Below are 17,051 nucleotides of genomic sequence, written 5' to 3'. Positions count from 1 at the left end.
TCTAGTGCCTGCCGCTGGTTTTGTCGGTTGTGGTTGCTGTGAATGCGTGCTCGGCTTGGCTTTCACGCAGCTTGCGCCAGTGTGCCAGCACCGCTTTCGGTGCCCAGATCTGTGGCTCTGAGGGTTCGAAGCCTTCGGCTTTTTCGCGCTCGGCGACCTTGGCTTTGGCCAGGCTGAAAGCCCGTTGCAGATCATCGGTTTGGCTCAAGGCTTCGGCGAACAGGGCGCGACCGAAATAGGTAAAGTCATTTTCCTCCGAGCAGCCGAAGGACACCCGGTCGCTACGCGCCGCCGTCATCACCAGGGTCTTGTCGTCTTTCAGCGGCGGGATAAAGCCGCCGGAGAAACACGCCGAAATCACCACGACCTTGTGCCGATCCTTGAGCGGTTGCAGCAGCGCGGCCAGTTCGCTGGCCGGCAGGTCGGCCAGTTGCAGGCGCGGCTGATCAAGGCTCAGCTCATGGCTGCGCGAGCCGTGGCTGGTCAGGTAGATGAAGATCAGGTCTTCCGGGCCGCTGCGTTGGGCTAGCGCGCGCACCGCACGGGTCAGGCTCTCGCGGGTTGCCAGCGGGCGGTCGGCGAGATGGTCGCGGTGGTTGGCCAGCGTAATCTGGCCGCGTGCGCCGAAGCGCTCGCCGAGCAGTTGGTTGACGTAGTCGGCTTCGCGCATAAACACGCTCTGCTTGCCGTCACCGGCGAGGGTCAGGCTGTAGAGCTCAAGTGCCGGGGTGGAGGCGGGAAGCGCAGCGATGGCTTGTTCAAGCAAGTGACCTTGTTCCAGTAGGCCGACCTCTAGCGGATCGGGCAGGGCCTTGCCCTGACTATCACGCAAGCGCAGCCCGTGCTGCCAGATACCCGCCTGCACGGTGCCGTCGGCCAAGGTCAGGCTGCCGCGGCCATCGTAGCTGCCATAGGCAAAGTGGCCTTGGTAGACGCTGCCGTCGGCGAGTGTCAGGCGGCCTTCGCCGTGGTAACCCCAGTCGTGGAACATGCCTTCATAGTGGCTGCCGTCGGCGCTGTGGTATTCGCCTTTGCCGCTCAGCGCCCCCCCGGCGAATTGACCCAGCCAGACGTCGCCGTCGGCATTCTCGTAGCGGCCCTTACCGTGGAACTGGTTGTCGCGAAAGCCACCGTTGTAGAAGTCGCCGGCGCTGCTTTTGTAGCTGCCCGTGCCGTTCAGTTGGCCCTGCACGAAGTTGCCGCTGAACTGATTGCCGCTGTCGTCGATCAGCAGGCCTTCGCCGCTGGGTTGCCCCTGCACGAAGCGGCCCTGGAAACTGCTGCCGTCGGCCCGTTCGAGTTTGCCGAGGCCTTGGTAGCGATCCTGCTTGAACTCGCCGCGGTAGCTCAGGCCACCTTGCTTGAGGGTCCCTTCGCCGTCCATCCGGGCCTGTTTGAAGCCACCCTCGTAGGTGCTGCCGTCGCTGTAGGTGAGCTTGCCTTGGCCATCGAACAGGCCCTGGTGGAACTCGCCGACGTAGGACTCGCCACTCGGCCCCTGCCATTTGCCGGGGCCTTCCGGTTGGCCGTCCTTGAACTGGCCTTGGAACCAGCTGCCATTGGCGTAATCCACTCGGCCTGGGCCCTGCAATAAACCGTTGACTACTTCCCCGCGATAACGGCCGCCATCCGGCAGCACGGCATTCGGTGGGGTCAGCGGCTCGCCCTCACCGCAGGCGGCGAGTAGCGCGAGGGCCAGTGGGACCAAGAGGGCAAGAAATAGGCGGCGCATGCGAGACATCCAGGTCGAAGAGCCTGTCGGGCTTGGGAATCGCTGAAGTATGCCGTAAAGCCGTTGGTGCGCGTGCTGTGCGATCACAACTTGGAAACGAAAACGGGGTGCAGCAACAGTGTTGCTACACCCCGTTGTGACCGTTATGACTTAGACGAAACAGAGGGTCAGCGGCTCGGCGATATAGGCCGGTTTCTCCTGGCCTTCGATCTCCAGCACGACCTTGGCTTTGAGCAGCCATTGGCCGGGGTTTTTCTCGTTGGCATCGGTCAGGGTTACGATCAGCCGAACCTTGGAATTGACCTTGACCGGCTGGATGAAGCGCACGCTGTCCAGGCCATAGTTGACCGCCATTTTCAGGCCCTGAGGCATGATCATGATCTTTTCCATCAGCATCGGCACCAACGACAGCGAGAGGAAGCCATGGGCGATGGTGGTGCCGAACGGGGTCAGCTTGGCTTTCTCCGGGTCGACGTGAATGAACTGATGGTCGCCGGTGCATTCGGCGAATTGATTGATGCGCTCTTGGTCGATGGTCAGCCAGTCGGAACGGCCCAGTTCCTTGCCAACATAATCCTTGAGTTCTGCAACGGGTACGAACGGCATAGATACTCCTTGAGGAGACGGGTTTTGTTGTTTTTTGAATTAATGTCTCGTGGGGGCCTAGATCATCATGCGCCGTGCATGGGGTCAAGCCTGGATCGCTACGGCGAATGGCGAGTTATAGCGGTTTGTTTAGCATGCTTATAATGGCCGGGCTTGCAGCCTGTGTGAAAATTGCTGCGCTCGGTTATACGGCCTGTTACGAGCCGCGGCGCGATTCTTTGGCGCAAACTGAGAAAGCTAAATCCGCTGCCGGCGACCCTTGAGAGGGATGTCTGGCTTGATCTTGCAGGACGCGACAGCGGCCTGGATTTAGCCCGCATAGCCCTGCCGCGCCGTGATGTTGAATGGCTCGCTGTGACCTGAATCGGAGACTCTCATGCTGCTACGCGGCCTGACCTGGCTGGTGCTGTTCCAATTGCTCGGCACCGCGATCAATGCGTTGCTTTTGCCCATGCTGCCCGGGCCGATCATCGGTCTGCTGTTGTTGTTGGTGTTCCTGGTGCAGCGTGGCGAGGTGAGCGAGCCGTTGACGTTGGCGGCCTCCAGCTTGTTGCGCTATCTGCCGCTGTTGTTGGTGCCCGCAGCGGTGGGCGTAATGGTGTATGCCAAGGCGATTGCCGCAGATTTCTGGGCGGTGGTGGGGGCGTTGAGCTTGTCGCTGCTATTGTCCTTGGTCTTCGCCGGTTGGCTGATGCAGAAGCTGATCGAGCGTCAAGCGCGCCGGCGGGAGGACACATGAGCCTTGACTGGCATGGCGCCTGGCAGGCGCTGATCCACCATCCGCTGTTCGGGGTCGGGGTGACCCTCGGTGCTTATCAACTGGCACTGAGCGCCTACGAGAAAACCCGCTGGGTGTTTTTGCAGCCGGTGCTGGTATCGATGCTCGCAGTGATCGGCGTTTTGCTGGCATGCGGCCTGAGCTATGCCGAGTACCGTGAAAGCGCCAAGGTGCTGACCATCTTCCTCGGTCCGGCGACCGTGGCGCTGGCGGTGCCGCTGTTTCTTAACTTGCGGCGGATCCGTCAATTGTTCTGGCCAACCTTGCTGACCCTGGTGGTCGGCGGGGTTGTGGCGACTGTATTGGGCGTGGCGCTGGCCTGGTTGTTTGGCGCCGAGCATATGATGCTGATGAGCATGGCGCCGAAGTCGGTGACTTCACCCATTGCGATGTTGGTGGCCGATCAGATTGGCGGCATCGCCGCCCTGGCTGCGGTATTCGTGCTGATCACCGGGGTGATTGGCGCGATTCTCGGTCCGGAACTGCTACGCCGCTGTGGAGTGCACCATCACGCCGCGCAAGGCATGGCCCTGGGCCTGACCGCGCATGCGGTCGGCACCTCGCGGGCGCTACAGGAAAGCGAAGAGTGTGGCGCCTTTGCCGCGTTGGCGATGAGTTTGATGGGGGTGGCCACGGCAGTGTTGCTACCGTTAGTAGTAGCTTTGCTGGTGTGATTACCCTGCTGCCTTGTGCCGGCGGGTCTGACTGGTGCGAGGGAGCGGGCCGCGGAAGAAGGAGCATTTGATGAAGTTGCCGTTGTTTCCCCTTAATGCGGTGTTATTCCCGGGTTGCGTGCTCGATTTGCAAATTTTCGAGGCGCGCTACCTGGATATGATCAGCGCCTGCATGAAGCGCGGCGAAGGTTTTGGTGTGGTCTGCATTCTTGACGGTGAAGAGGTCGGCGAGGCTGCCGAGCGCTTCGCCGCAATCGGTTGTGAGGCGCTGATCCGCGATTGGCAGCAGCGCCCGAATGGTTTGCTGGGGATTCGGGTCGAAGGTGCGCGGCGTTTCAAGGTTAGCCGCGCCGAAGTGCAGCGCGATCAGCTGACCACGGCCGATATCGACTGGCTGGATGAGGTCGATGAGTGCCCATTGCTGCCCGAACACGCCGATTTGGCCGCTCTATTAAGCGCCCTGGCCGAACACCCGATGGTCGCCGAGTTGGGCATGGGCGGGCTGGTGACGGGGCAACAGGCATTGGCGTACCAGCTTGCGTATTTATTGCCTTTTACCGCGCAGCAGAAGCTGGAGCTGTTGGTGCTGGCCGATCCGCAACAACGCCTGGCGCATATTCAGCGGCTGTTGGATCAGTTGCAGGGCGAGATGATTGCGTAGGCTGGGTAGAGCGAAGCGAAACCCAGCTCATACCCCGCTGGGTTTCGCTTCGCTCTACCCAGCCTACAGATACCGGTAGGTAAGCGAATCGCTCGATCTCAATAGCGGTACTGCAACAACGCTGCCGGCAGTGCCCAGGTTGCAATGGCGCCGAGCAGGCCCAGGCAGGCGGGTAGAATCAGCCACCAGACGCGCGGCGGCAGCGCTGCCAGCGGAATTTTCCACTGCGTCAGGGTCAGGCTCAGCGCACAGACGCCAGTCGCCAGCAGCGCGCCGGCGATGATGTCGGTTGGCCAGTGCACGCCCAGATACACCCGTGACAGCGCGATCGCCAGCGCCGGCAGGCTTGCCAGCAGCAGCCAGGTAAGCCGTAGACGTGCCGGTTGGCCGCGACCGGCCAAGACCCCCAGCACCAGAAAAAACGCGAAAGAGGCGGAGCTATGCCCGCTGGGCAGACTGAAGCTGTGCAGTGGCTCGAGCAGGACTTCCGGGCGCGCACGGGCGATCAGCAGCTTTAGGGTCTGATTGGCCACGGCGGTGCCGAGCAGGGTGCTGGCGGCGAACAGCAGCTCCCGCGATTGCCGGGTCAGTAGCAATAGCAGGCCCAGCAAGATACCGACGCTTAGCTGGGTATTGAGGTCGCCAAGGCGGGTAATCAACACCATCACGCTATCCAGGCTTGGATGGCGCTGTTCCTGCACCAGGGTCATCAGGCCTTGATCGAGTTGCGCCAGGCGCGGCCAGCCGATGAACAGCACGAGCAGAATCGACAGGCTCAACCCTGCCGCGAGCGCAGTGGCCCAGCGCTGATTGCGCAGGATGCTGTGAATGCTCACCGCGAGGAACAGCGTCAAGCTGAGCGCTACCGTGGCGGCCTCGCCCCAGAAGCCTTCCGGCAACGGCAAGCGCATGGCGGCGCCGGTGGCCCAGCCGGGCAAAAGGTAGGCGACCGACCAGCCGGCAGCGGCGATCAGGCTGATCACGATAAAACGACCGAGTGGCATGTCGAGCATGCCGGCGACCATCGGCAGCATCGGTCGCAGCGGGCCGATATAGCGGCCGACTAGCAGGCTGGCCACGCCATAGCGCTGGAAGTACTGCTCGGCCCCGATGAGCCATTCCGGGTGGTGGCGCAGCAGCGGCAGACGGCGGATGTTTTGATGGAAGCGGCGGCCCAAGGCATAGGACAGGGCGTCGCCGAGCAACCCGCCGGTGTAGGCGAGCAGCAGGGTTTCACCCAGGCTCAGGGCGCCGCTGCCGGCCAGTACGGCGATGGCGAACAGCAGCACAGTGCCTGGCACGATGATGCCGGCGATAGCCAGGCATTCGATGCAAGCCACCAGGAAAATACTCAGGCCGAGCCATTCCGGGTGAGCACTTAGCCAGCCAGTCAGGCTGTTGAGCCACTCGCTCATGGGTTTGACTCCTGACTGAGCAGTTGCTGATTGATAAGATGCTGATTAATTAAATAGAAATCACGTTGCTCGACTTGGCCGCGGCGCAGCGGGTTGCGCGTGCAGTGGCGAGTGTAGGCCGCGTCGACGAAGCGGTAGAGCAAGTGCCCATCGCGCCCGCGCGGTATGCCCAGGCGGGTGGTCTGGATAATCTGCTCGGGCGTCTCGCCGACGTCTTCGACGAACAGCCGCTGCCAGTCGAAGCGTTGTGCGTCCCAGGCCGGCACCTTCAGGCCGAGGGCTTTGCACAGCAGCGTCTGGCCAGCGCAGAGCTTGTTTAGCGGGCGCGCTCGCCCTTGTGCATCGGGGTTGTTGCGTTGCATCTGCGCCAGGCTGTCGGGGCCACTCTGGGCATCGAGATAGGGGTAAGCCGACTTGATCAGCACTGCATTGCCTGCCCCCTGGGCGCTGAAGTTCAGCGAGTCGCCACCACGGGCGTAATACATGTAGATGTGCCCGCCATCGAGAAACAACGCGCGGCGTTTCTCGGTGTAGCCGAGCGAGGCATGGCTGCCTCTTTCTGCGCAGTAGTAAGCCTCGGTCTCGATGATTCGCGCTGCCAGCCAGAGTTCGCCCATGCGGTGACGGATGACTTTGCCGAGCAAGGCGCGGGCGACGGTTTGCGCATCACGGTCGAAAAAGGCGTCGGGTAAGGGGCGTGCATTCGGCCACGGCAAATTACTCGACCAAGGCAAACCATTCGACAAGGACAAACTAAGGGTGGGATCGCTAGGCATGTGCTGTCATCGCTGGGTGGCAGGGCATAGGCTGGGGCGATCATAACAATTTAGAGTGCCTCTCATGAGCCGCCATGCCCGCACGGACAGTGCCCATATCAGCCCTAGTGCGCATTACACCGGCTATGTCTGGTATCGCCACCAGTTGGCTGATCCGGCGTTCGCCACCACCTTCGGGCGCTGGGTACATGGCCTGTTGGCGCCGATCACCTGGGGCGCGCGGGTCGGTTTCGGCCTGGATATCGAAAACTTTCTGCTGCAACGCCATTTGCTGATCGACGCGCGTTTGACCGCGGCCATCGAGCAAGGCGGCGTGCGCCAGGTGGTGGAAATCGCCTGTGGACTGTCGCCACGTGGTCAGCGTTTTTGCCAGCGCTACCCTGAGCTGCGTTACCTGGAGGCGGATTTGCCGGCAATGGCCGCGCGCAAACGCCTGCTGTTGCACAGCGAGGGCTGGTTGAATGGTCTGCATCAGGTGCAATCGGTGAATATCCTCGCCGAGCAGGGCGCGCAGAGCTTGACTGCTTTGTTCGCAGGGTTGGATCACAACGAGCCGGTGCTGGTGATTACCGAGGGGCTGGTCAATTACTTCGAACGGCCGGTGATTGAAGGTTTTTGGACGCGCTTGGCCCAGCAGCTCAACCAGTTCCCGCAGGGGACCTACCTCACCGAGCTCTATCCGGACTTGCGCGAGCATCCGCGTTACCGGCAATTGCGTTGGGGTGTTGGCTTGGTCGGCCGGTTGACGCGCGGCAACTATCCGCTGCACTACCGCAATGCCGAGGAAATCGTCGCGGCCTTTAGCAACTGTGGGTTTCGCGCGACCCAGGTGCTCGATCCCAGTGAGCATGGCGCCGCCCTTGGCTTACCGCCGATGTCACTGCCAAGCTTGGTGCGGGTGATTGAAGCGCGGGTGTGAAGTGCGCTTGAGCGACGACCTTAGGCGCAGGCTACCGCTGGCAGAGCGGGCGGGGTGACTAGCTCCGCCAGCGCTGCACTGGCCTGCGCGTCGGTATGCGAAAAGACCAGCGCCAAACCATTCGTGCTAAGACGTAGCGGTAATAGCGGTAGCGCCGGCAACCCGGGCAGTTGTAGTTGCCAACCACGCAGCGGTGGCGCGGCCGGTAAGTCGCCCTGCAACAAGCCACCGAAGAAGCCCAGCTCGGCTACCTCGACGGCCCACTCGCCAGCCTCGGCGTGAGTCAGGCGGGCGCGACGATTAAGCGGTGGGCGACGGGCTTCATGGCGTTTCTCCAGCTGCAACAGCTGGCTGCGGGCCAGACGGGTGCTGCCAGGGCTGACCAGCGGTAGCGGCTCCCCGCGCAGAAACGGGCTATAGAGGCTGGCGCAGGCGCTCCGGCGTTCGAACTGGGCGAGGTGGTCGGCGTCGTGAATCAGTACGCAATCGGCATCGGCGCAGGCCGCAGCGAAGCTGGCGTGCTCCCAGGGTTGGGTGAAGTGATCGTATTCGCCGGCGAGGACCAGCGTCGGGCACGCCGGGTGTTGCGCAAACCCTTGAAAACCAAGCAGGCGCAGGCTGTTTTGCCGGTAGCGTTCCACCTCGGTCGGCGACAGTCGCTGCATCTGTCGCAGCAGGGCTTTGCGAAATACCGGCGAAACCCCGGTTTCGTTGAGGCGCAGAGGGTTCAGCAGGCCGGTCAGCGCGCCTTGGGCAAAGGCGGCGGTCTGGCCTTCGGCCAGCAGGGCCAGACCTTCCTCCAGCAGGCGACGCGCACCAGGTCGGCCAAAGGCGGTGATCCCGGCCAGCAGCAGGCGTGCGCAGCGCTGCGGATGGCGCACAGCAAACAGCGCCGCCAGCGCCGAGCCATAGGACAGGCCGATCGGCATCAACGGCGGCAGTTGCAGTTCTGCGGCGAAGGCGGCGATCAGGTCGGCTAACTCCTCCAGGCCAAGTTCTGGCGCCAGTTGCAGGTTGCAACCCTGGCTAGGCAGGTCGAGGAGGATCACCGGGTGTTCGGCGAGCAGTTCACCGACTTCGCCGGTGAAGGAGCGAAAGCTTTGAAAGGCGCCGCCGAGCAGCAGCACCGGCGCGCGCGGGTCGTCGGCGCGGGTCGCATACGCCTGGTAGTGCAGGCGCCAGCAGCCCAGCTCGAGTGTTTCGGTGGCGCTACTGAGTAGCGTGGCGCTGTAGTCAGTGCGGTAACGCATGGCGAGCACTCCGGCGGCGTCTTGTTGTTATTCGGTAAACGGGTATGCGGCACATTGTTATGCGGCAAACGGGGCCTGGTTGATTGGCGCTAGGTTGAAGGTAAACATCAGCAAGGCTTTTGTTTACCCAACCTTCGGGCGGCGCTGAACCCTGGGTGTCACCGTCTCGCCGATCGGGCCTGGCGGCAGCGGCTATGGGCGTTACCGCAGGCGGTATTGGGACGAGCTGTTTACCACCCGCCCGACGCCGCTGGGCGTGGGGCGGCTGCGCCGCTATAATCAGCCGCTTTCCTCATTGCCAGACCACCGAGACCATGACTGAGTCCGTGCTCGACTATATGACCCGCCTGGGCCGCGCCGCGCGCGAAGCCTCTCGCGTGGTGGCCCGCGCCAGCACCGCGCAGAAGAACCGTGCCCTGCAAGCCGCCGCTGCCGCCCTCGACGCGGCGCGCTCGGAGCTGTCCGCGGCCAACGAACAAGACCTCGCCGCTGGCCGTGCCAATGGTCTGGAGCCGGCACTGCTGGAGCGCCTGGCGCTGACTCCGGCGCGGATCGACGGGATGATCGAAGGCCTGCGCCAGGTCGCCGCGCTACCCGACCCGGTCGGCGCCATCCGAGACATGAGCTACCGCCCATCGGGCATCCAGATCGGCAAGATGCGCGTGCCGCTTGGGGTGATCGGCATCATTTATGAGTCGCGACCGAACGTGACCATCGACGCTGCCAGCCTGTGCCTGAAGTCCGGCAACGCCACCATCCTGCGTGGCGGCTCGGAAGCGATTCATTCCAATCGGGCGATTGCCGCCTGCATACAGCGTGGCCTGGCCGACGCCGGTTTGCCGGCTGCCGCCGTGCAAGTGGTGGAAACCACCGATCGTGCCGCCGTTGGTGCGTTGATCAGCATGCCGGAATTCGTCGATGTGATAGTCCCGCGTGGCGGCAAAGGCTTGATCGAGCGCATCAGTCGCGATGCGCGGGTGCCAGTGATCAAGCACTTGGATGGTATCTGCCACGTGTATGTGGACGCCCAGGCCGACCTGGCTAAGGCGCAGAAGATTGCTTTCAACGCCAAGTGTTACCGCTACGGCATCTGCGGAGCGATGGAGACCTTGCTGGTGGATCAGGCTGTCGCCGCGGATTTCCTGCCGGCGATGGCGGCCGAGTTTCGCGCCAAAGGCGTCGAGCTGCGCGGTTGTGAGCGGACACGCGCGTTGATCGAGGCGGTGCCGGCAACCGAGGAAGACTGGAGCACCGAGTACCTGGCGGCGATTCTGTCGATTCGGGTGGTCGATGGTCTGGATCAGGCTATCGAGCACATCAATCACTATGGCTCGCACCACACCGACTCGATCGTTACCGAGCATCAAGGTCAGGCGCGGCGTTTTCTCGCCGAGGTCGACTCCAGTTCGGTGATGTTGAATACCCCGACCTGCTTCGCCGATGGCTTCGAGTATGGCCTGGGTGCCGAGATCGGCATTTCCACCGATAAACTGCACGCCCGTGGGCCGGTCGGTCTGGAAGGTCTGACCTGCGAGAAGTACGTGGTGATCGGCGACGGTCAGTTGCGTGGCTAAAAAAGTCGGGATTTTCGGTGGCACCTTCGATCCGATCCATATCGGCCACCTGCGCGGCGCGCTGGAAGTGGCGGAGCAGCTCGGTTTCGAAGAGCTGCGCCTGATTCCCAGCGCGCGTCCGCCGCACCGCGATACGCCGCAAGTGTCCGCTGCCGATCGGCTGGCGATGGTCGAGCAGGCGGTAGCCGGAGTGCCGCCGTTGAAGGTGGATGATCGCGAGCTGAAACGCGACATGCCGTCCTACAGCATCGACACCCTGGAGTCCCTGCGGACCGAACTGGCGGCCGCGGATCAATTGTTTCTGTTGTTGGGTTGGGATGCCTTTTGCGGGCTACCGACCTGGCATCGCTGGGAAGAGCTGCTTGAACACTGCCATATCCTGGTATTGCAACGCCCGGATGCCGACAGCGAGGCGCCGGAAGCGCTACGCGACTTGCTGGCGGCGCGCAGTGTCAGCGACCCGCAGGTCCTGAGCGGGCCGAGCGGGCAGATCGCTTTCGTTTGGCAGACACCCTTAGCGGTGTCCGCTACCCAGATCCGGAATCTGCTGGCCAGCGGAAAGTCGGTGCGTTTTCTGGTGCCCGACGCGGTACTGGCCTATATCCATGCGCACGGGCTGTACCGTGCGCCGAACTGAACACGAGATAAACGAGTCATCTATGAAGAACAAAGCAATGCAAAGCGAAGAGCTGGTCAAACTGGCCATCGCCGCCCTGGAAGACATCAAGGCACAGGACATCACCACGATTGATGTGCGCGAGAAAACCAGCATCACCGACTTCATGGTGATTGCCAGCGGTACCTCCAGCCGCCACGTGAAGTCGTTGGTCGACAACGTGCTGGAAAAGGTCAAAGAAAAGGGCGTGCGCCCGCTCGGTAGCGAAGGCCTGGATACGGGCGAGTGGGCGCTGCTCGACCTGGGCGATGTGGTGGTGCACGTGATGCAGGTCGCCACCCGGCAGTTCTACGACCTCGAGCGTCTCTGGCAGGGTGCCGAGCAGAGCCGTGCGCATCACAGTTCCGAGCAGCTCAATCCTGAGCAAGAGTAAGGTCGTCCGTTGCGCCTGCGTCTGATCGCCGTTGGTTCGCGGATGCCGCGTTGGGTGGAGGATGGTTGGCAGGAATATGCCAAGCGTTTGCCCGCCGAGCTGCCGCTGGAGCTGGTGGAAATCCCCTTGAATACGCGTGGCAAGAATGCCGACGTGGCCCGCCTGATCCGTCAGGAGGGCGAAGCCATGCTGGCGAAAGTGCAGCCGGGCGAGCGGATCGTCACGCTTGAGGTAGAAGGGCGCCCGTGGAGTACCGAGCAGTTGGCGGTCGAGCTGGATCGCTGGCGCCTGGATGCGCGCACCGTCAACTTGATGGTCGGCGGCCCCGAGGGGCTGGCGCCCGAGGTACAGGCCCGCAGCGAGCAGCGCTGGTCGCTGTCGCCGCTGACCTTGCCGCATCCACTGGTGCGTATCTTGATCGGCGAACAGATTTATCGCGCCTGGACCGTGCTGTCCGGGCACCCTTATCACAAGTAAGAGGCTCTAGAGCCTAGTTATGCCGCAGCCGATTCGCCTGAAGGACCACGAGAAAGACGCCCGCCAAGTTCGCAAACGCGTTGTGGTAGGCGCTGGCGCCATCCTTTTCTTGGTCTGTATGTTGATCGCGCGCCTGTATTACCTGCAGGTGATTCAGTACGAATACCACTCGACGTTGTCGGAGAATAACCGCGTTCACGTCCAGCCGATTCCGCCGACCCGTGGGCTGATCTTCGACCGCAATGGGGTGATCATCGCCGACAACCGGCCGAGCTTCAGCCTGAGCATGACTCGCGAGCGCGCCGGTGACTGGAAACAGGTGCTGGATGTCATCGTCGAGGTGCTGGAACTGACCGAGGAAGATCGGACGCTGTTCGAGCGGCGGATGAAGCAGGGCCGGCGCCCGTTCGAGCCGGTACCGATCCTGTTCGAGTTGAGCGAGGAGCAGATCGCCCGTATCGCGGTGAATCAGTTCCGTTTGCCTGGCGTCGAGGTGGTTGCCCAGTTGGTGCGCCATTACCCGCAGAAGGAGCACTTCGCTCATTCGGTGGGCTATGTCGGGCGGATCAACGAAGCCGAGTTGAAGAAGCTCGACCCGGTCAACTACAGCGGCACCCACCACATCGGCAAGACCGGGATTGAGCGCTTCTACGAAGATCAGCTGCATGGCCAGGTGGGCTATGAAGAGGTTGAGACCAACGCCCGCGGCCGGGTGTTGCGAGTGCTAAAACGTACCGATCCGATTCCCGGTGCGGATGTGATCCTGACCCTCGATATCCGTCTGCAGGAAGCCGCGGAGGCGGCGCTGGGTGGTCGGCGTGGCTCGGTGGTGGCGCTCGATCCGGCCACTGGCGAGGTGCTGGCGATGGTCAGTCAGCCGAGCTTCGACCCCAATCTGTTCGTCACCGGCATCGGCTTCAAGGCTTATTCAGAGCTACGTGACTCGATCGATCGGCCGCTGTTCAACCGAGTGCTGCGCGGCCTGTACCCGCCGGGCTCGACGATCAAACCGATGGTCGCTGTCGCCGGGCTGGACAGCGGTGTGGTGACTCCGGCCTCGCGGGTGTATGACCCAGGCTTCTATCAGCTACCCAATTACAATCATAAATACCGCAACTGGAACCGCTCCGGTGACGGCTCGGTGAACATGGAGATGGCCATCATGCGCTCCAATGACACCTACTTTTACGACCTCGCGCATAAGCTCGGCATCGACCGACTGCACAGTTATATGAGCCGCTTCGGTATTGGTCAGCGCGTTTCGTTGGATATGTTCGAGGAATCCAGCGGGCTGATGCCGTCGCGTGACTGGAAGCGTGCGCGTTACCGCCAGGCCTGGTACCCGGGTGAAACCCTGATTCTGGGGATTGGCCAAGGGTATATGCAGGCCACGCCGCTGCAATTGGCCCAAGCCACCGCGCTGGTCGCCAATCATGGCAAGTGGATTCGCCCGCATTTGGCGAAAACCATCGAAGGGCTGCCGCCGGTTGATCCGAGCCCGCTGCCGGACATCGTGCTGCGTGATCCGAGCATCTGGCAGCAGGTCAGCAACGGTATGCAGATGGTGATGCACGGCCCGCGCGGCACCGCGCGCAAGGTCGGCGACACCGCGGCTTACCGGATTGCCGGCAAAAGCGGCACGGCGCAAGTGGTGGCGATCAAGCAGGGCGAGAAATACGACCGCTCCAAGGTCCAGGAACGGCATCGCGACCATGCGCTGTTTATCGGCTTCGCCCCGGCGGATAACCCGAAAATTGCGGTGGCGGTGATGGTCGAGAACGGTGAGTCCGGCTCGGGCGTCGCCGCGCCGGTGGTCAAGCAAGTGATGGATGCCTGGCTGCTCGGTGAAAACGGTCAGTTGAAAGCCGAGTACGCGCCGCCCCTGAGTGCCGAGGCTCCCCACCTATGAATAGTAACTTCGACCGCACCCTGTCCAACGAGGACGTGATGCGCCGGCGTGCCAGCCTGCTGCAGCGCCTGCACATCGACGGTCTGTTGCTCTTGCTGCTGCTGGTGTTGGCCGCCGGCAGTCTGTTCGTGCTGTATTCCGCTAGCGGTAAAAACTGGGATTTGTTGATCAAACAGGCCAGCTCATTCGGCCTTGGCCTGCTGGCGATGTGTGTGATCGCCCAGTTCGAGCCTCGTTTTTTGGCGCGCTGGGTACCGCTGGGCTATGTGATCGGCGTCGGTTTGCTGGTGGTGGTCGATGTGATGGGCCATAACGCCATGGGCGCCACGCGCTGGATCAATATTCCCGGGGTGATCCGCTTCCAGCCCGCGGAATTCATGAAGATCCTGATGCCGGCGACCATCGCCTGGTACCTGGCCAAACGCAGCTTGCCACCGCGCCTGAAACATCTGCTGATCAGCTTGGCGATGATCGGTGTGCCGTTTGTGTTGGTCGTCCGCCAGCCGGATCTGGGTACCGCGTTGCTGATCCTCGCTTCGGGGGCTTTCGTACTGTTCATGGGCGGCTTGCAGTGGCGCTGGATTCTCGGCGCGGTGGCGGCAGTGGTGCCGGTCGCCGTGGGCATGTGGTACTTCGTCATGCACGCGTATCAGAAGCAGCGGGTGCTGACTTTTCTCGACCCGGAAAGCGACCCGCTGGGTACCGGCTGGAACATCATTCAGTCGAAGGCGGCGATCGGTTCGGGCGGCGTGTTTGGTAAAGGTTGGCTGCTCGGCACCCAGTCGCACCTGGATTTTTTGCCGGAAAGCCATACGGACTTTATCATTGCGGTCCTTGGGGAAGAGTTCGGCCTGGTCGGCATCTGTTTATTACTGCTGGTTTACTCGCTACTGATTGCTCGTGGCCTGGTTATTACTGTCCAGGCGCAGACGCTGTTCGGTAAGCTGATGGCCGGCAGCCTGACGATGACCTTCTTCGTTTATGTATTCGTCAATATCGGCATGGTCAGTGGCCTATTGCCGGTAGTAGGGGTGCCGCTTCCTTTCATTAGTTACGGCGGAACTTCGCTGGTGACGCTGATGTCAGGGTTTGGGGTCTTAATGGCAATCCACACGCATCGTAAGTGGATTGCTCAGGTTTGATTGGGGTGAGGGATTTAATGCTAGGTTTGCGTCGCTGGGCTACTCGCACGGCACATTGGGTCGGCCTCGCTGGCATTTGTGGTTTCGCTCACCAGGCGCTTGCCGCTGATTATGAGGGGTCGCCGCAGGTCGCCGAGTTCGTCGCGGAGATGACCCGCGACTACGGTTTTGCCGGTGAACAATTGGTCAGTCTGTTTCGCGAAGTCGAGCGCAAGCAGACGATCCTCGACGCCATCTCGCGCCCGGCGGAGAAGGTCAAACCCTGGAAAGACTACCGGCCGATCTTTATCACCGACTCGCGGATCGCCCGTGGGGTGGACTTCTGGCGCCAGCACGAAGCGGCGTTGGCGCGGGCCGAGCAGGAGTATGGGGTGCCGGCGCAGGTGATCGTCGCGATCATCGGGGTAGAAACTTTCTACGGTGGCAACACTGGCAGCTACCGGGTGATTGACGCCCTGTCGACATTGGGCTTCGATTATCCGCCGCGGGCCGAATTCTTCCGCAAGGAACTCAAGCAGTTCCTCTTGCTGGCGCGCGAGCAACAGGTCGATCCGCTGACCTTGAAAGGCTCCTACGCTGGCGCCATGGGGCTGCCGCAATTTATGCCGAGCAGCTTCCGCGCTTATGCGGTGGACTTCGATGGTGATGGTCATATCAACATCTGGAGTGATCCGGATGATGCGATTGGCAGTGTTGCCAGCTACTTTAAACGTCACGGCTGGGTAACCGGCGAGCCGGTGGTGAGTACTGCACAGGTCAATGGCGAGAAGGCTGACGAGGGGCTGACCCAGGGGCTGGACCCGGTGAAGACTGTCGGCCAGCTACGGGCGCTGGGCTGGGCCAGTCATGAGGCGTTGCGTGATGATCTGGCGGTCACCGCTTTCCGGCTCGATGGCGAGGCGGGTCCCGAGTACTGGTTGGGCCTGCCGAACTTTTATGTGATCACCCGCTATAACCGCAGCGCGATGTACGCCATGGCCGTGCATCAGCTGTCCGACTTGCTGGTCCAGGCACGGGGCACTAAGTAATGCAGGCACTGCCGACTAAGCTGGCGGCGTATGGCGCTTTGGCGCTGTTGCTGGCCAGTTGCTCCACCAGCCGTGCCCCGCAACCGGAGCAGTCGGGGGCGCTTTCCGGGCCGGGCGATTTTTCTCGCCCGCACAAGGACGGCGCTCCCTGGTGGGATGTCGATGTGTCGCGGATTCCCGACGCCGTGCCAATGCCGCATTACGGCGCCTACAAGGCCAACCCCTACACCGTGCTGGGCAAGACCTATTACCCGATGCCCGATTCGCGGCGTTACCAGGCGACTGGTACCGCGTCCTGGTATGGCACCAAGTTCCACGGCCAGGCCACGGCCAACGGCGAGAAATACGACCTCTACGGCATGAGTGCGGCGCACAAGACCCTGCCGCTGCCGAGCTATGTGCGCGTGACCAACCTGGACAATGGCCAGAGCGTGATCCTGCGGGTCAACGACCGCGGGCCGTTCTATTCCGACCGGATCATCGACCTGTCCTTTGCTGCGGCGAAGAAGCTCGGCTATGCCGAAACCGGTACAGCACGGGTCAAGGTCGAAGGCATCGACCCGCACGAGTGGTGGGCGCAGCAAGGTCGTCCGGTGCCGATGGTGCTGGCCCAGCCGCAAATGGCCAAGGCCCAACCGCAGCCGCAACCGGCGGCGCAATCCATCGCCCAGCCCATCGCCCAGCCGGTCGAGCAGTACACTCCACCGCCCCAGCAGCATGCCGCGGCCGTCCTGCCGGTGCAGATCGACGCAAAAAAAAACGCTTCAGTCGGAGCCTCTGGCCTGTATCTCCAAGTGGGCGCCTTCGCCAATCCGGACGCTGCCGAACTGCTCAGAGCCAAGCTGAGCGAGACGGTGAGTGCCCCGGTGTTTATCAGCTCGGTGGTGCGCAACCAGCAGACCCTGCATCGAGTGCGGCTGGGGCCGGTCAACACGCAGGGTGAAGCCGAGCAACTGCAAGACAGCGTGCGGCTGGCCAAGCTGGGCCAACCGACCTTAGTGAAGCCGGAATAACGGCTTCGACCGATTTGCCCGCAAGGGCCTGTTTGCCATTAGTGACTT

General features: G+C 62.4%; 17 protein-coding genes. 12 read left to right on the top strand and 5 right to left on the bottom strand.

Annotated features, from left to right (window positions below; genetic code table 11):
- Nucleotide 1: 1 nt before the first annotated feature.
- On the bottom strand, nucleotides 2–1,732 hold the full coding sequence (locus D3879_RS02075) for a C13 family peptidase (RefSeq protein WP_119952478.1): 1,731 nt from the start codon (nucleotides 1,730–1,732) through the stop codon (nucleotides 2–4).
- A gap of 150 nt (nucleotides 1,733–1,882) precedes the next feature.
- The gene (locus D3879_RS02070; RefSeq protein ID WP_119952477.1) at nucleotides 1,883–2,338 is read right to left on the bottom strand and encodes a MaoC family dehydratase; all 456 of its coding nucleotides are present in this window, start codon (nucleotides 2,336–2,338) and stop codon (nucleotides 1,883–1,885) included.
- Between the two features lie 376 nt (nucleotides 2,339–2,714).
- Between D3879_RS02070 and D3879_RS02065 the strand changes: the two genes are divergently transcribed.
- The 3 genes from D3879_RS02065 to D3879_RS02055 all read left to right on the top strand — a co-directional run bounded on the left by D3879_RS02065 (nucleotide 2,715) and on the right by D3879_RS02055 (nucleotide 4,451).
- Nucleotides 2,715–3,077 (top strand): CidA/LrgA family protein, encoded by a 363-nt coding sequence (locus D3879_RS02065; protein WP_119952476.1) that lies wholly within the window; start codon nucleotides 2,715–2,717, stop codon nucleotides 3,075–3,077.
- A complete protein-coding gene (locus tag D3879_RS02060; protein ID WP_119952475.1) occupies nucleotides 3,074–3,790 on the top strand; it encodes an LrgB family protein in 717 nt (238 codons plus the stop codon). The genes D3879_RS02065 and D3879_RS02060 overlap by 4 nt, the downstream gene beginning before the upstream one ends.
- 70 nt (nucleotides 3,791–3,860) lie before the next feature.
- Nucleotides 3,861–4,451, top strand: coding sequence for an LON peptidase substrate-binding domain-containing protein (locus tag D3879_RS02055; RefSeq protein ID WP_119952474.1), 591 nt, complete (start codon nucleotides 3,861–3,863; stop codon nucleotides 4,449–4,451).
- A gap of 98 nt (nucleotides 4,452–4,549) precedes the next feature.
- Here D3879_RS02055 and D3879_RS02050 read toward each other — a convergent pair whose 3' ends face one another.
- Together D3879_RS02050 and D3879_RS02045 are read right to left on the bottom strand one after the other, a co-directional pair.
- On the bottom strand, nucleotides 4,550–5,866 hold the full coding sequence (locus D3879_RS02050) for a bifunctional DedA family/phosphatase PAP2 family protein (RefSeq protein ID WP_119952473.1): 1,317 nt from the start codon (nucleotides 5,864–5,866) through the stop codon (nucleotides 4,550–4,552).
- Nucleotides 5,863–6,642 (bottom strand): DNA-3-methyladenine glycosylase, encoded by a 780-nt coding sequence (locus D3879_RS02045; RefSeq protein ID WP_119952472.1) that lies wholly within the window; start codon nucleotides 6,640–6,642, stop codon nucleotides 5,863–5,865. The genes D3879_RS02050 and D3879_RS02045 overlap by 4 nt, the downstream gene beginning before the upstream one ends.
- 64 nt (nucleotides 6,643–6,706) lie before the next feature.
- Between D3879_RS02045 and D3879_RS02040 the strand changes: the two genes are divergently transcribed.
- Entirely contained in the window at nucleotides 6,707–7,561 is an 855-nt protein-coding gene (locus D3879_RS02040; RefSeq protein WP_119952471.1) for a class I SAM-dependent methyltransferase, read from the top strand.
- Between the two features lie 20 nt (nucleotides 7,562–7,581).
- On the opposite strand, the gene D3879_RS02035 is transcribed toward D3879_RS02040, so the two are convergent.
- Nucleotides 7,582–8,811, bottom strand: a complete 1,230-nt coding sequence (locus D3879_RS02035; RefSeq protein ID WP_119952470.1) for an alpha/beta fold hydrolase — start codon at nucleotides 8,809–8,811, stop codon at nucleotides 7,582–7,584.
- A gap of 314 nt (nucleotides 8,812–9,125) precedes the next feature.
- On the opposite strand from D3879_RS02035, the gene D3879_RS02030 reads away from it, so the two are divergent.
- Genes D3879_RS02030 through D3879_RS01995 form a run of 8 tightly spaced genes read left to right on the top strand, consistent with a single transcriptional unit; the run spans nucleotide 9,126 to nucleotide 17,003 of the window.
- The gene (locus D3879_RS02030; RefSeq protein ID WP_119952469.1) at nucleotides 9,126–10,385 is read left to right on the top strand and encodes a glutamate-5-semialdehyde dehydrogenase; all 1,260 of its coding nucleotides are present in this window, start codon (nucleotides 9,126–9,128) and stop codon (nucleotides 10,383–10,385) included.
- Nucleotides 10,378–11,022: a nicotinate-nucleotide adenylyltransferase gene (gene nadD / locus D3879_RS02025; protein WP_119952468.1), complete on the top strand. Its 645-nt coding sequence runs from the start codon at nucleotides 10,378–10,380 to the stop codon at nucleotides 11,020–11,022. Before D3879_RS02030 ends, nadD begins: the two co-directional genes overlap by 8 nt.
- A gap of 37 nt (nucleotides 11,023–11,059) precedes the next feature.
- Nucleotides 11,060–11,434 carry a ribosome silencing factor gene (gene rsfS, locus D3879_RS02020; protein ID WP_119954860.1) on the top strand — a complete coding sequence of 125 codons (375 nt, stop codon included), beginning with the start codon at nucleotides 11,060–11,062 and terminating at the stop codon, nucleotides 11,432–11,434.
- A gap of 9 nt (nucleotides 11,435–11,443) precedes the next feature.
- Entirely contained in the window at nucleotides 11,444–11,911 is a 468-nt protein-coding gene (rlmH, locus tag D3879_RS02015) for a 23S rRNA (pseudouridine(1915)-N(3))-methyltransferase RlmH (RefSeq protein WP_119952467.1), read from the top strand.
- Nucleotides 11,912–11,930: 19 nt separating this feature from the next.
- Nucleotides 11,931–13,820: a penicillin-binding protein 2 gene (gene mrdA, locus D3879_RS02010; protein WP_119952466.1), complete on the top strand. Its 1,890-nt coding sequence runs from the start codon at nucleotides 11,931–11,933 to the stop codon at nucleotides 13,818–13,820.
- A gap of 38 nt (nucleotides 13,821–13,858) precedes the next feature.
- Nucleotides 13,859–14,962 (top strand): rod shape-determining protein RodA, encoded by a 1,104-nt coding sequence (gene rodA / locus D3879_RS02005; RefSeq protein ID WP_177412412.1) that lies wholly within the window; start codon nucleotides 13,859–13,861, stop codon nucleotides 14,960–14,962.
- Between the two features lie 17 nt (nucleotides 14,963–14,979).
- Complete coding sequence (gene mltB, locus D3879_RS02000) at nucleotides 14,980–15,990, top strand: lytic murein transglycosylase B (RefSeq protein ID WP_119952464.1); 1,011 nt, start codon at nucleotides 14,980–14,982, stop codon at nucleotides 15,988–15,990.
- Entirely contained in the window at nucleotides 15,990–17,003 is a 1,014-nt protein-coding gene (locus D3879_RS01995; RefSeq protein ID WP_119952463.1) for a septal ring lytic transglycosylase RlpA family protein, read from the top strand. Before mltB ends, D3879_RS01995 begins: the two co-directional genes overlap by 1 nt.
- Nucleotides 17,004–17,051 lie beyond the last annotated feature (48 nt).

Origin of the sequence: Pseudomonas cavernicola (assembly GCF_003596405.1) — a bacterium.
Classification (GTDB): Bacteria; Pseudomonadota; Gammaproteobacteria; order Pseudomonadales; family Pseudomonadaceae; genus Aquipseudomonas; species Aquipseudomonas cavernicola.
This window is presented reverse-complemented; position numbering and strand designations above follow the sequence as displayed.